The organism is Stenotrophomonas sp. SMYL86, assembly GCF_036320025.1.
Taxonomy (GTDB): domain Bacteria; phylum Pseudomonadota; class Gammaproteobacteria; order Xanthomonadales; family Xanthomonadaceae; genus Stenotrophomonas; species Stenotrophomonas maltophilia_A.
Genome location: NZ_JAWIRU010000002.1, coordinates 367,132 through 379,895 on the forward strand (window position 1 = coordinate 367,132; position 12,764 = coordinate 379,895).

Genomic DNA, 12,764 nt, shown 5'->3' on the forward strand with positions numbered 1-12,764 from the left:
CACACGTCTGGGGTGGCAGACGGGGTTGGCCGTCGAGTCTCGATGCGCTGGATTGCGTGAACCTTGCGGGGCTGTCGCTGTGTCAGCGTGCGGCAGGAAGGGCGAGCAATGCTACGGCGATGAACTGCAGGGCGCTACCGAGAACCAGCAGTGCATTGCGCAGCCGGTGACCTGACAATCGCGCAGCGAAGAGTTGACTCACCGCGCCGGCCAACAACCAGAAGAATGCTGGAACAGGCAGCTTCGTCATCCCTGCACCAATGGCGATCAGCAGCGCGCTGGCAATCATCATCCCGGTGGCATGACCATCCAGGACGCGCAGCAGTGGTGACATCGGGCGCGAGGTTGCCGCGCGCCATGCCGCCAACCCATGCAGCGCGGCATGCACGGCAATGAACAGGAGCACAGCAGCGGCCGCCGCAGCGCTGGCGTGCCTATACGTTGAAGCCACCAGTGCAATGCCGGGCAGCAGCAGGAACAAGGCGCCGAACAACCGCATCAATACACCTGCGCGCTCGGTTTCGGGAACCGCCCGCAGCCAATGCGGCCAATGTTCCAGGCCGAGTGCACGGCCAGTGCGCGGGTGGCGATTCCATGCGGCAGCGGTAAGGCCCGGCGAATTCCGCGGTGGCACAGTGCGCGTGGAAGAGGACGGTGGCGGAGCTCCCTGGGTCACATGCAGGCTTCCTGTCAGATCGGAACGCGGTGACACGGCAGGTGCCACACCCCGATGCTGTGCAGCGAACATTGCCGCAACCTTGCCTGTCCTCGCTACCGGCATCGCATGGACAGGTGCCAGTTACACAGGTGCGCGCGGTGTGTTCAGTGCTCCAGCGGTGGCGCGCTGGTCACGCCCGGGTGCAGTGGAAACTCAACACGGATCAATGCACCACCGCCAGGCGCATCCAGAATCGTGACGTGGCCGCCGTGGCGGTCGATCACCTGGCGCACCAGGTTCAACCCCAGGCCTGCGCCTGTCTGCCGTGGCCGCAGCCGCTGGAAGGGTTCGAAAACCCGTTCGCGCTGGTCGACCGGTATGCCGGGGCCGTCGTCCTCGACCTCCAGGCAGCTGCCCTGAACGCGCACGATGATCTGGCGTCCGCCATGTTCGGCAGCATTCAGCACCAGGTTGGAGATTACCCGCTCCACTGCGCCGGTCTCGCCGAACACCGGGAAGTGCGATTCCACCGCCACGGCTACGGTCTTGTCCGACTGGATCAACAGCGGCGCCAGATCGGCGGCCACCCGTTTGGCCACCCGCGCCAGGTTGATGGTTTCCTTCGGCCCGTCTTCGTCCATGCGGTGCAGATCCAGCAACTGCTCTGCCAGCGTCGCCAACCGTGCCACTTCCACGGCCAGGCTGCGCGAGGTGGCGTCGTCGGCTGCATCGACCTTTACCCTCAGAATCGCGATGGGGGTGCGCAGCTCATGCGCGGCGGCGGCGATGAAGCGGCGTTGCCGCTCGTGCCCCTCGTCCAGCCGCTCCAGTGCTTCATTCACCGCCGTCACCAACGGAGCGATCTCCACCGGCACCGCGGTTTCTGTCAGGCGGACACCGCGCCGACTGGCAGAGATGTTGCGGGCTTCCTGGGCGATGCGCTCCACCCCGGCCAAGGCTCGTCTCACGATGATCGGTGTCAGGACGATGGTGGCCAGGCCCAGCAGCAGGAAGATCGGCAGGGTGATGATGTGTGCCGCCAACGCCATCTGCCAGGTCAGCGTATCGGTTTCGCCATGGGCCATGATGGTCAGCTTGCCGGCCGGCCCGCTGTGCTGGCGGACCACGACGGCCAGGCCATCGCTGCGGTCGCGCCCGCGCAGGTCGCCAAAGGGGATGCCATCCAGTGCGCCAACCAGCGAGGCATAGGCCGGCGGCACAGGCCCGAACGTAACGTGGTGGCCGTGCTCATCCTCGGCGATGAACCATGCACCGGGAACGACCTTCAGCAGTTCGGCCAGTTCCGGCGTGTTCTGCACGTAGAGGTCGCCATTGCGGTCGCGGTGCACCGCGCCGGCCGCCACCGGCGCGAAGGTCTGGATGGTGTAGTAGCCACCGCTGTCGGCACGTATCAGCACCATCAGCAGCGCGAAGAACGCCACCAGCAACGCCAGCAGCTGATAGATCAGCGTTTTGACGATCAACGGGCGCTTCAGCGAGGGACGACGCGCCATTACTTGGCTTCCCGCATCAGATAGCCGACGCCGCGGATGGCGTGTATCTCTACTCCTGCATCGGCATCGGCCAGCTTGCGGCGAAGGCGCGAGACGTGCGAGTCGAGCGTGTTGGAATGGATGCCGTCATCGAATCCATACACCGCCATTTCAATCGACTCGCGGAGCACGGTGCGCCCCAGCCGCCGGGCCAACGCGGTCAGCACACGGATCTCGCGGCGCGGCAGCTCAAGCCGTTGCCCGCCCACACTGGCTTCACCCGATGCCGGGTCGAACACCAACCGGCCGATGCTGACCAGTTCCACCTGCATGCCGCTCGGCCGGCGCCCTGCAGCGCGGATGCGGGCGAACAGTTCCTCAAGTGCGAAGGGCTTGGTCAGATAGTCGTCCGCGCCCTCATCCAGGCCGGCGATGCGGTCCGGCAGCTGCCCCAGCGCGCTCAGCACGATGATCGGCACCCCAGGGTTGCGCTCACGCAGCAGGGAAATCAATCCCAGCCCGTCACCGTCGGGCAGGGTGCGGTCCAGCAGCACCAGATCGTGCGATCCGCACAGGGCCGCTTCGCGGGCCAGTGCCAGCGTGTTGGCCAGGTCCACCACGTAGCGCTCGCGCTGCAGGGCGGATTTCAGGGTGGCGGCCAGTTCGGCTTCGTCTTCGATCAGCAGGATGTGCATCGGCAGGGCTTGGGCAGGAAGGGGTGTGGCAGGGCGGTTCGGCACGCGCCGGCACCGTATTACAGGAACATTGCGTGAACATGGCGTGCCTTCCCGATCTTCCGCACGGCTGTGGTGACGCAGGAAACACGCTGTCGGCGCAAGGTTCGCGCAATCCAGGCACTCCAGCCTTGGCGCCCACTCGCTGCCCCCCAATCCCTGGAGTACCCATGAAGTTGTTCGTTCCGTTGTTGCTCGTGGCCGCGTTGAGTGGCTGTACCACCGCGAAGATGACCGTTACCCCTGATGGCCGGCGCGGCGTCTCCATCGACTGCAGCGGCTCCAGTTCCTGGAGTGGCTGCTACGAAAAGGCCGGACAGATGTGCCCAGGCGGCTATGTAGTCTTCAGCAAGGATGGCGACGACGGCAACGCCATCGCGGTGGGCAACAAGAATGGCTTCACTTCCGCCCAGATGGCCACCCGCTCGATGCTGGTGGCCTGCTCGCACTGACACCCACAGGGGAGGTGGGTTGCCACCTCCCCATCATCACCGCCCCCAGCCCTGCGTCAGAAGCTGTAAGCGGCCTGCACGTACACCCGCCGTGGCTCGCCCGGGAAATGCCCGTTGCGTTCGATGAAGCCACTGGCCGCGTACACCTTGTCGAACAGGTTCTTGACGTTGGCCTGGAACTGCCACTGCTTCCATGTGGTCTTCCAGCTCATGTCGAACACGGTGTAAGCCTTGACCGTCTGCCCGTCCAGACTGACGCGCTCACCTACATGGTCAGCACCAAAGCCGATGGCCGAATTGATCGACGGCAGGTCGTAGCGCGTCCACAGCCCCAGCTTGTTGCGCGGCGCATTGGCAAATCGGTCGCCGGAAGCGTTGGTGATGCCATTCGGGCCTGCATCCTTCACCCGCGCATCGTTGTAGGCGTAGGTCAGATTCAGCACCCAGCGCTCGCTGAGGTCGGCCAGCAGATCCAGCTCCATGCCGGTACTGCGCACCAGGCCGAGCGCGGCCAACTGGTTCACGCCACCGATCACTTCGCCGGTGGCCTGCACGATATTGCTGCGGTCGATCCGGTAGGCGGCCATGTTCAAGGTCACACGGTCGGCCAGCAGGGACTTCATGCCCACTTCCCACTGCTTGCTGCGCTCGGCATCGAACGGTCCGCCAGCGGCCGGATTCTGGTTGGCGGCACTCTGCGGCACGAAACCACTGGCCACGTTGGCGTAGACATTCAGGCCCTCGCGCACGGTGAACGTGCTTCCCAGCCGCCAGCTGAGGTCGTTGCCGTCCACACTGCTGCCGGCAATGCGGTCGTCGTCCTTGAAGCCATCCCAGCGCAGCCCGGCCAGCACATGCCAGCGTGTGCCCAGTGCCAGCTCGTCCTGCAGATAGCCGCCATAGCGCTTGCTGCGGGTGGACGTGCTGCGCCAGGGCAGGGCCGCCAGGTTGTAGTCGTGCCAGGTACTGGCGCCGTACACGGGATTGAACAGGTCGATACCGCGCACCGGCCCCGCTCCACGGGCAAGGTCGGCGCTGTTGGCGGTCTGTGCAGTGAAATCCGCATCCAGCTGGTACACATCGGCACCGAACAACACCTTGTGCTCAACCGCGCCGGTGGTCACCCGCCAGACTGCATTGCCGTTGGCAGTGAATGCTTCGTTGTCGCGGATCTGGTTGCGCAGCTGGCGGGTCATCCACTCGGCCACGCCATCGCGGTCACGATCGATCAGGCCCATCGGCTCGTGGTACATCTGGTGCTCGTTGTTGCTGAACCAGCGAGCGGCGAAGTCCACATCCAGATTGTCACGTGGTGCGAAGCGGTACTGCGCCAGCGCCACTTTGGCGCGCATGTCGAGGAAGTCGCTGGCCTCGTTGTGGTTCCAGCGGCGGTCGGTCAGGAAGGTGCCCGCATCATTCACCGGCACGCCGCGCAGGCGGTTGCCGCCGAGGTTCTGGGTGATGTCGGTGAACTGCAGCACCAGCTCGCCGGTCTGGCCGATGTCGAAGGCCAGCGAGGCGTCGCCGATCACGCTTTCGCTGTCGGTGTTCCAGCGCACGCCCTTTTCACTGTCGGCATACAGCCCGGCGCGATAGCGCACGCTGCCGGAGGCATTCAACGGCCCGGTACCCTCGATCGATCCGGCACGGAAGTTCTTGTCGCCCAGCTGGATCTCGATGTTGCGTCCGGCACTGGCTTTCGGTTTGCGGGTTACATAGTTGATGACGCCGCCTGCATCACCACCGCCATACAGCGCACCTGCCGGTCCCTTCAGCACTTCCACGCGCTCGATGTTGAACAACTGCGGGACCGAGAAACCTGCATACGGGTCGCCGCGCAGGCCGTCATACAGCACGTTCTCCTGGCGGAAGCCGCGCAGGGTCACCCCGGCATAGCTGAAGTAGCTGATGCCGCTGATGCTGCGATAGAGGTCGGTCACCTGACGCGCGGCCTGATCGTCGATCAGTTCACGCGGGATGACCTGGATCGATTGTGGGACCAGCTCCAGCGGTGTATCCGTGCGGGTGCCGACCGCAGCATCGTCCACCCGGTACAGGGTCTGTGCACGTCCGCGAACTTCGACCTTGTCCAGGTCCTTTGGCGCGGCAGTGGAGGGTTCGACAGCATGGGCAAGGGTTGCCAGGGGCAGGCTCAGTGCCAGGCACAGGGCGCGTTGCAGGGGCATTGGAAAAGGCATAGGGAGAGGGGGGGGTGTCTGCAAATGAGAAAGATTAGCATTTGCAACACTTCGTGACCTATCCCCCGAATGCGTTATGGACGCGCGCCGGGGTCCGTATACGGGGTGCCCGCCAAGGCCACCAGTACCCCGGTGGCGCCGCGCACGATCAGCTGCAGCATGGCCTCACGCGGGTCCTCGCCCTGCAGTTGGCTTGCCAATCCCTTCTCATAGGCCGCCACCATCGACGCCAGCAGCATGGCCGCGCCCAATCGCGCTTCGGCGTCATGTTCTGGCCGGCCGGCAGCGTCGGCCATCAATCGCGCCAGGTCGTCAGTCAACTGCGCCTGGAGCCGTCGCGCGTGCGCGACCAGTACCGGGCTCTCCGCCACGGTGCCCCAGAAGGCGGCAGCGCCGGCATTGATGCGCAGCAGCGGATGGCCAGCCTCCAGCAACTCGCGCACCAGCGACTGGAAGGCCGCCAGCGGGGTCATACCGCTGCGCGCCATCATGCCCTCGCGCAGCAGAATGCGCGCCTCCTCATCGCGATCGAACACCAGGTCTTCCTTGCTGGCGAAGTAGTTGAAGACCGTCTTGCGTGAGACGCCCGCGGCTTCGGCGATTTCGGACATGGAGACGGCCTCGAAGCCACGCCGGATGATCAGCTCGGTGGCAACGTCCGAAATCGCTTGTCGGGTCTCGGCCTTGCGCTGTTCGCGACGACCTGGAGGCGGGGTCATGGGCGGTTCACTTGTGGAAACGTACACCGAGTGTAACATTTGACCCGCCAGAGCGCCGACCCGGCGCTCGCAAGGATTCCCCATGCTGTACGACGTCGTCATTGCCGGTGCTGGCCCGGTGGGCCTGTTCCTGTCCTGTGAACTGGCCCAGGCCGGGTGTTCAGTGCTGGTGCTGGAACAGGCCAGGTTCGCCGGTTCGCCGTTGAAGCGCTTGCCATTCGGGCTCCGCGGCTTGAACGCCCCTACGCTGGAGGCATTGGATCGGCGCGGCCTGTTGGACGCGGTCGCCGCGACACAGGTGCTCAAGCCCGAGAAGGGGGCGCCGCCGCCCGGCACCGCCCATTGGCTCGCGCAGCCGCGGGCGCTGGGCGGCCACTTCGCCGGAATACCGTTTGTCTTGGACGACGTCGACCGCACGCGCTGGACCTGGCGCCTGCCGTCGCCGGTGGGCACCCAGATGGCGGTGGAGCTGCAGGCCCTGGAAACGGTGTTGGCCGAACGTGCGACCACGCTGGGCGTGCGCATCGAACGCGGGCGTGCGGTACAGGCGGTGCACGCCGGTGGCACCGAAGTGGAGATCGAGACCGCTGACGGGGCGGTACGTGGTCGCTGGCTGGTAGGTTGCGATGGAGGCCGCAGCACAGTGCGCAAGCAATGCGGTTTCAGATTCAGCGGCACGGATCCCGAATTCACCGGCCATTCGCTGCAGGTCGATCTGGAAGATCCCGGCGTGCTGACCCCGGGCCGTCAGTACACCGCGCAGGGCATGTGTAATTTCAATCCCCCCGGTGTGCTCGCGCTTGCCGATTTCGATGGCGGTGCCGGGCATCGAAAACCTCTCGCGCTGGATGAAGCGCAATCGCTGCTGCGACGTGTGTCTGCCCGCGACGTGACCATCACCGCGCTGCATCTGCACAGCACCTGGACCGATGGTGCGCGCCAGGCCAGCGCCTATCGCAACGGCCGCGTGCTGCTGGCAGGCGACGCTGCGCACGTGCATTCCCCGTTGGGAGGGCAGGGCCTGAATCTGGGCATCGGCGATGCGATGAACCTGGGCTGGAAACTGGCCAGCGTGATACGCGGTGACGCTGACGTGGCGCTGCTGGACAGCTATCACGAGGAACGGCATCCAATTGGCGCCAACGTACTGGACTGGTCGCGCGCGCAGGTTGCGCTGATGCGTCCTGGAGCCGGTTCGCGCGCGTTGGCGGCGGTCATGGCCGATCTGGCCGGCACCCGCGATGGCGCCACCTATCTGGCCGAACGGGTCTGGGGCGTGTCGCAACAGCTCGATCTGGGCGATGGCCATCCATTGGCTGGTCGCAGCGTGCCGGATTTCCTGCTGGCCGATGGCCGCCGCATGGGAGAGGTGCTGAGGACGGGGCAGGGGGTGTTGCTTGTGCTCGATGAGAACGGCGCTTCGTACAACCCCGTCGACCGTTGGCGACAGCCGTTCACCCGCATTGCCTCGGCGGTGGACGATGCGCTCGGCCTGGGGGCGGTACTGGTGAGGCCCGATGGAATTGTCGCGTGGGCCTGCGATGCGGGAGGTGATCAGGCAGGGTTGCGCCAAGCGTTGCAGCGCGGGTTCGGACTGCCGGAGGCTGACTGACGTACAGGGCGGAGGCGCAGCCGATGTGGGCTGCGCCGGGTGCGGTTACAGATCCTTCTTCTTGCCGCTCAGGTCGATCGGCCTGTCACTGCCCTTGCGCTCGCTCGACCACACTTCCATGCTCTTGTTGCAGCGGCTCTCGCGGGCAGCCACTTCGCGCGGCAGGTCCTTCAGATGCGGCGACTCCTGGCAGGCCTGATGCATGTTGCTGTCGTCATAGGTTGCACAGGCGCTGAGCGAGGCCAGGGTGATGGCGGCGAGGGTGGTGCGGAGCAGGGGCTGCAGGTTCATGGGAGGGTCTCGGGTGGTGCCGGGCTGGCCATGGAATTCAAATCCGTGACACCGGGCGCAGACAATCCGACCAATCACACTTGTTATTCTGTAACAGATGCGCGATAGTCCGGCGCCTGCTGCTGTCAGGCGACGCAGATCATCAGCATCATGCTCAGCGCCAGCATCAGCACGAATACGCGCCGGCTGAGCGCAAGGCAGGCCAGGCAGGCGGCCAGTGCCCAGGCAGCCAGCAGCGCGCAGGCCAGCAGCCACAGCCCGATCACCATCAAAGAGCCACTCGCCAGCGCTGACAGTGCGATCGCCTTGAACAGCGTCACGCCCAGCACACTGCCGAGCACGCCAGCCTGCAGAGCGATGGCATCGTGACGGGCAGGGGCGGGCGGGTGGCGCATGTCGGCGGCGTTCGTTTGCTGCAAGGGAGGCGCAGCCACTGTGCCCGATCACATATCCACGCCATGTGTTTTTCGCGCACGCGATGCAGGGCCTAAGCAGGCCTCAGTCGAACTCACCCTCGGCCGATTCCAGCCGTTGCCGGTAGGCAGCGCGGTGCTGATACAGGCGCTGGCATTCGGCCGACCTGTGGATGCGGCTGCCGGGTTCGTTGGCTACCGAGTCGCACATCCGCGCAATATGATTGTTCTCTGCCAGCTCGGTGACGAAGAACACGGCGGTGATGCCGGTACCGAGCAGCACCACGTAGAGCAGGCGGCTGAGCCAGCGTGACAGCTTGCGCTCGAAGTGCTGCTGGATTGTCAGGTCGAAGCGGATGATGCTGAGCACGATCCAGATGATCGCGACCAGGAAGCAGAGCGTGGGCAACAGGCCGCGCCAGAGCCCGGCCTCGTAGACCGATTCGTTGTAGTGGACGGCAGCCCCGGCACCGGCGATGGCGATGGCAAGTGCCCAGTTGCGGCCCAGCGAGAGCAGGTCATCGAGCAGCTTTTCGCGGTTCCTGGTTGATCCTGCTGCCACGGTGGTTCCTTCTGCGTGCTGCGACCGGCGGCGGACTGCCGCCGATCCTGCAGATGGTGGCGCATCGCTGCGGCGATGAGAAGACCGCGCTGCTCAATGTGCGATGGCGCGGGCGCTGATCCAGCGCCGGTAGCGGCGGGTCCGACACTGTGCGGCCGCCTGTGCCAGCAGCAGTGCCCATGCCGGTGAAACCGTGGGTGCGGTGGGGCGGCGCCGGCTCAACCGGCCCAGCTGATACTTCACTGCCGCCATGTGCGCGCTGGCCGCCAGCGGCTTGCTGCGCCAGTTGATGTTGCGCAGCGTCGGCGCCGGGTCGCGGCCCTGCTGCCAGTGCTGTGGCAGATCCGGCTCGATCGCCAGCGCGGTGGCGATGCCGACCATGGCCACGCCGCTGGCCAGCACCTGTTCTGCCACTTCGCGGCGGCGGATGCCACCGGTGACCATCAACGGCATCGTTGCCACCGTGGCGATCTCGCGTGCGAATTCGAGGAAGTACGCTTCGCGGGCCACGCTGCGATCGTCGCGTGTGGCGCCGGTCATGGCCGGTGCTTCATAGCTGCCGCCGGACAGCTCGACCAGATCCACGCCGAGGGGGGCCAGCATCTCCACCACGGCGCGCGCATCCTCGGGCGAGAAACCGCCGCGCTGGAAATCGGCGGAATTGAGCTTCACCGCCACCACGAACGTGGGCGCCACCGCCGCGCGTACACCCTGCACGATCTCCAGCAGCAGGCGCGCACGGTTTTCCAGGCTGCCACCCCACTGGTCCTCGCGCCGGTTCGACAGCGGTGACAGGAACTGGCTGAGCAGGTAGCCGTGCGCGGCATGGATCTCCACGCCACTGAAACCGGCACGCTCGGCCAGTTCGGCACTGCGGATGAAGCGCGCGATCACCGAGTCGATGTCGTCCTCGGTCATCGCCTTCGGCGGTGCGAACTGCTTGGACAGCGCGCCCATCTGCAATGCAACGGCCGAAGGCGCGAGCGCGGGTTGACCGAGTGCGGCCGGCATCTGCCGCCCCGGGTGATTGATCTGCATCCACATCTGCGCACCCCGCGAGCGGGCAGTGTCCGCCCAGGCAGTGAAGCGGTCGAGGTGGCGGTCATCCTCCAGTACCACGCCGCCGGGCCCAGTCATGGCGCGCCCATCGACCATCACGTTGCCGGTGATGATCAGTCCGGCGCCGCCGTCGGCCCAGCGCTGGTACAACTGCAGCAGCGCTTCGGACGGAGCGTGGTCAGCGTCGGCCATGTTTTCCTCCATCGCCGCCTTGGCGATGCGGTTGCGGATGACGGCACCGGAGGGCAGTGCCAGGGGCGAGAACAGCGACATCGGACAGCTCCAGGACAGGGGAATGGGGCTACGCTAACCTTCAAGTTTGATTGAAGGTCAACAGGCTTCCATGTCGAGGATTCAGGCAGATGAAGATCGGTGAGCTGGCCCGCCGCACGGGCCTGGCAGCGTCGCGCATCCGCTTCTACGAAGAGGCCGGGTTGTTGGTGGTCCAGCGCCAGGCCAACGGCTACCGCGATTATCCGGAGCAGGCGGTGCTGCTGCTGGAACTGATCACCGGTGCGCAGCGCGCTGGCTTCAGCCTTGAAGAGATCCGCGCGCTGTTGCCGCCGGACATGGGCCAGTGGCAGCACGAGGCACTGATCACGATGCTGCAGCAGAAGGTGGCCGATATCGAAGCGCTGCAGCTGCGGCTGGCAGAGAGCCGTGCGCACTTGCTGGCCCTGATCCAAGACATCCAGGCGCGGCCGGAGGGCATTGATTGCGCGGCCAATTCGCAGCGGGTGCTGGACCGGGTGAAGCGCGGTGAGCTGGCGCGGCCGACGCTGGCGGCCGGCGATGTGGCAATGCTGCGACCGGATCGCCGCCGCCGCATGGGCCGCGACTGACGATCCGGCGCGATGTTCAGTGGCTGCCGGCTACGGCGGCCTTGCGCTTCTTGTCCAGCATCACCGCCACGCACCACAGCAGCAGGCCGCCGATGGCGGTGGCCGCGCCCACATAGCCGGTGCTGGCCGGACTGAAGCCGGCGCTGATCGCCATGCCGCCCAGCCACGGGCCGAGCGCGTTGGCGGTATTGAAGGCGGCATGATTGGAGGCGGCGGCCAGGGTCTGGGCTTCGCCGGCCACGTCCATCAGGCGGGTCTGCAGCACCGCAGCCAGCGCACCCATGGTGCCGACGGTGATGATCATCGGGCCGATGGTCCACACCGATTGCGCGGCCAGCGGATACAGCAGCAGCATCACGATCGACCACAGCAGCACCACCGCGGCGGCCTTGAAGTGGAACTTGTCCACCAACCAGCCACCGGCGATGTTGCCGATGATCGCGCCGATGCCGAACACGCCCACGGCCAGCGGCATCCACGATTCGGCCACGCCGGTGACCTGCACCAGGGTCGGCGCCAGGTAGGTGAACACGCAGAACATGCCGGCGAAACCGACCGCGCCGATCGCCAGTGCCAGCCACACCTGGGTGGTGTTGAAGGCACGCAGTTCGCGCATCGGCGAGGTGCGCACCTCGTCCGGATCGGGCAGCAGGAAGCGCGCGATCATTGCCACGGTGGCGATGGCCAGCACGCTGACCAGGGCAAAGGCGGTGCGCCAGCTCAACTGCTGGCCCAGCCAGGTGGTCAGCGGATTGCCGACCAGGATCGCGATCGACAGGCCCAGCAGTACGCGCGACATCGCCTGGCCGCGCTGGCCGGCCGGGCTGATTGCCGCCGCCACCAGCATCGCCACCCCGAAGTAGGCGCCATGCGGCAGGCCGGCGACAAAACGCGCGATCAGCATCGTGCCGTAGTTCGGTGCCAGTGCGCTGGCCAGGTTGCCGACGGCATAGAAGCCCATCAGTGCCAGCAGCAGCTTGCGGCGCGGGAAGCTGGCGCCGACGAAGGCGAGGATCGGCGCACCGACGACCACGCCGATGGCATAGGCGCTGATCAGGTGGCCGACCTGGGTTTCGGAGATCGACAGGCCACGGCTGATCTCCAGCATCAGGCCCATGCTGGCGAACTCGCTGGTACCGATGGCGAAGCCGCCCAGGGACAGGGCAAGGATGATCAGGGTGCGCTGACGGGGCGTCAGCCGCGCAGCCAGGGAAGAGTTGGGGCTCATGCGGGGGCGCGATGGGGGCGGGGAGCCGTGCATTGTACTGCTGCACCGCAACAGCAGCAGCCATGCTGAGGGTAAATCAGCGTTTGATCCGTGGGGTTGCGGCAAGCCGGGCACGGGCTCGGTACGAAAGCAGGTTCGGCGCATTGTTGTCGGCGTCCTGCATGTAATGACGACATGGACGTCGGCATGATGCGAAACACAGGGGCTGCGGAGTGCTGGAACAAGGAGGATGTCGATGCAGGAATTCAGGCATGTGCTGGAGACGCGCGGCCGCTATCAGCTGGTAGCGGTGTCCTACGCGCCGGTGTACGCTCCGGGCGATGTGGTCGGCCATGCGGTCGTCGCCGACGATGGGGATCGTCTGACCGACCTGATGTCGCTGGCCGAAGCGCGCCAACGCCTGCAGGCACTGGTGCGTGAAGAGGGCGAAGAGCCCGGGCTGGAGAACGAAAACCACCTGCGGAAGAAGGCGTCGCGCTGGCGCCGCCGCTAGGCCGTCGCGC

The 12,764-nt window shown here is 66.1% G+C and carries 14 protein-coding genes; 4 read left to right on the plus strand and 10 right to left on the minus strand.

Annotated features, from left to right (window positions below; genetic code table 11):
• Nucleotides 1–82: 82 nt before the first annotated feature.
• From V3B64_RS04345 to V3B64_RS04355, 3 genes are all read right to left on the minus strand, one after another.
• The gene (locus V3B64_RS04345) at nucleotides 83–481 is read right to left on the minus strand and encodes a hypothetical protein (protein ID WP_329913693.1); all 399 of its coding nucleotides are present in this window, start codon (nucleotides 479–481) and stop codon (nucleotides 83–85) included.
• 341 nt (nucleotides 482–822) lie between these two features.
• Nucleotides 823–2,172 carry a HAMP domain-containing sensor histidine kinase gene (locus V3B64_RS04350; RefSeq protein WP_329913694.1) on the minus strand — a complete coding sequence of 450 codons (1,350 nt, stop codon included), beginning with the start codon at nucleotides 2,170–2,172 and terminating at the stop codon, nucleotides 823–825.
• Complete coding sequence (locus V3B64_RS04355) at nucleotides 2,172–2,846, minus strand: response regulator transcription factor (protein ID WP_032128606.1); 675 nt, start codon at nucleotides 2,844–2,846, stop codon at nucleotides 2,172–2,174. The genes V3B64_RS04350 and V3B64_RS04355 overlap by 1 nt, the downstream gene beginning before the upstream one ends.
• A gap of 209 nt (nucleotides 2,847–3,055) precedes the next feature.
• Between V3B64_RS04355 and V3B64_RS04360 the strand changes: the two genes are divergently transcribed.
• Nucleotides 3,056–3,337 carry a hypothetical protein gene (locus tag V3B64_RS04360; RefSeq protein ID WP_329913695.1) on the plus strand — a complete coding sequence of 94 codons (282 nt, stop codon included), beginning with the start codon at nucleotides 3,056–3,058 and terminating at the stop codon, nucleotides 3,335–3,337.
• 56 nt (nucleotides 3,338–3,393) lie between these two features.
• On the opposite strand, the gene V3B64_RS04365 is transcribed toward V3B64_RS04360, so the two are convergent.
• Both V3B64_RS04365 and V3B64_RS04370 read right to left on the minus strand, forming a co-directional pair.
• On the minus strand, nucleotides 3,394–5,535 hold the full coding sequence (locus tag V3B64_RS04365) for a TonB-dependent receptor (RefSeq protein WP_329913696.1): 2,142 nt from the start codon (nucleotides 5,533–5,535) through the stop codon (nucleotides 3,394–3,396).
• A gap of 74 nt (nucleotides 5,536–5,609) precedes the next feature.
• Nucleotides 5,610–6,254 (minus strand): TetR/AcrR family transcriptional regulator, encoded by a 645-nt coding sequence (locus V3B64_RS04370; protein ID WP_329913697.1) that lies wholly within the window; start codon nucleotides 6,252–6,254, stop codon nucleotides 5,610–5,612.
• A gap of 82 nt (nucleotides 6,255–6,336) precedes the next feature.
• Between V3B64_RS04370 and V3B64_RS04375 the strand changes: the two genes are divergently transcribed.
• A complete protein-coding gene (locus V3B64_RS04375; RefSeq protein ID WP_329913698.1) occupies nucleotides 6,337–7,866 on the plus strand; it encodes an FAD-dependent monooxygenase in 1,530 nt (509 codons plus the stop codon).
• Between the two features lie 45 nt (nucleotides 7,867–7,911).
• Here V3B64_RS04375 and V3B64_RS04380 read toward each other — a convergent pair whose 3' ends face one another.
• The 4 genes from V3B64_RS04380 to V3B64_RS04395 all read right to left on the minus strand — a co-directional run bounded on the left by V3B64_RS04380 (nucleotide 7,912) and on the right by V3B64_RS04395 (nucleotide 10,464).
• Complete coding sequence (locus V3B64_RS04380) at nucleotides 7,912–8,157, minus strand: hypothetical protein (RefSeq protein ID WP_197615117.1); 246 nt, start codon at nucleotides 8,155–8,157, stop codon at nucleotides 7,912–7,914.
• Nucleotides 8,158–8,282: 125 nt separating this feature from the next.
• Complete coding sequence (locus V3B64_RS04385; protein ID WP_032128601.1) at nucleotides 8,283–8,552, minus strand: hypothetical protein; 270 nt, start codon at nucleotides 8,550–8,552, stop codon at nucleotides 8,283–8,285.
• A gap of 103 nt (nucleotides 8,553–8,655) precedes the next feature.
• Nucleotides 8,656–9,132, minus strand: a complete 477-nt coding sequence (locus V3B64_RS04390) for a hypothetical protein (RefSeq protein WP_049398236.1) — start codon at nucleotides 9,130–9,132, stop codon at nucleotides 8,656–8,658.
• 93 nt (nucleotides 9,133–9,225) lie between these two features.
• Entirely contained in the window at nucleotides 9,226–10,464 is a 1,239-nt protein-coding gene (locus tag V3B64_RS04395; protein WP_329913699.1) for an NADH:flavin oxidoreductase/NADH oxidase family protein, read from the minus strand.
• A gap of 89 nt (nucleotides 10,465–10,553) precedes the next feature.
• On the opposite strand from V3B64_RS04395, the gene V3B64_RS04400 reads away from it, so the two are divergent.
• Nucleotides 10,554–11,033, plus strand: coding sequence for a MerR family transcriptional regulator (locus V3B64_RS04400; protein WP_329913700.1), 480 nt, complete (start codon nucleotides 10,554–10,556; stop codon nucleotides 11,031–11,033).
• A 16-nt stretch (nucleotides 11,034–11,049) separates the two neighbouring features.
• Here the strand turns inward: V3B64_RS04400 and V3B64_RS04405 are convergent, their stop codons facing one another.
• Nucleotides 11,050–12,261 carry an MFS transporter gene (locus tag V3B64_RS04405; protein WP_121503590.1) on the minus strand — a complete coding sequence of 404 codons (1,212 nt, stop codon included), beginning with the start codon at nucleotides 12,259–12,261 and terminating at the stop codon, nucleotides 11,050–11,052.
• 235 nt (nucleotides 12,262–12,496) lie between these two features.
• Between V3B64_RS04405 and V3B64_RS04410 the strand changes: the two genes are divergently transcribed.
• Nucleotides 12,497–12,754 (plus strand): hypothetical protein, encoded by a 258-nt coding sequence (locus tag V3B64_RS04410; protein ID WP_006374755.1) that lies wholly within the window; start codon nucleotides 12,497–12,499, stop codon nucleotides 12,752–12,754.
• Nucleotides 12,755–12,764 lie beyond the last annotated feature (10 nt).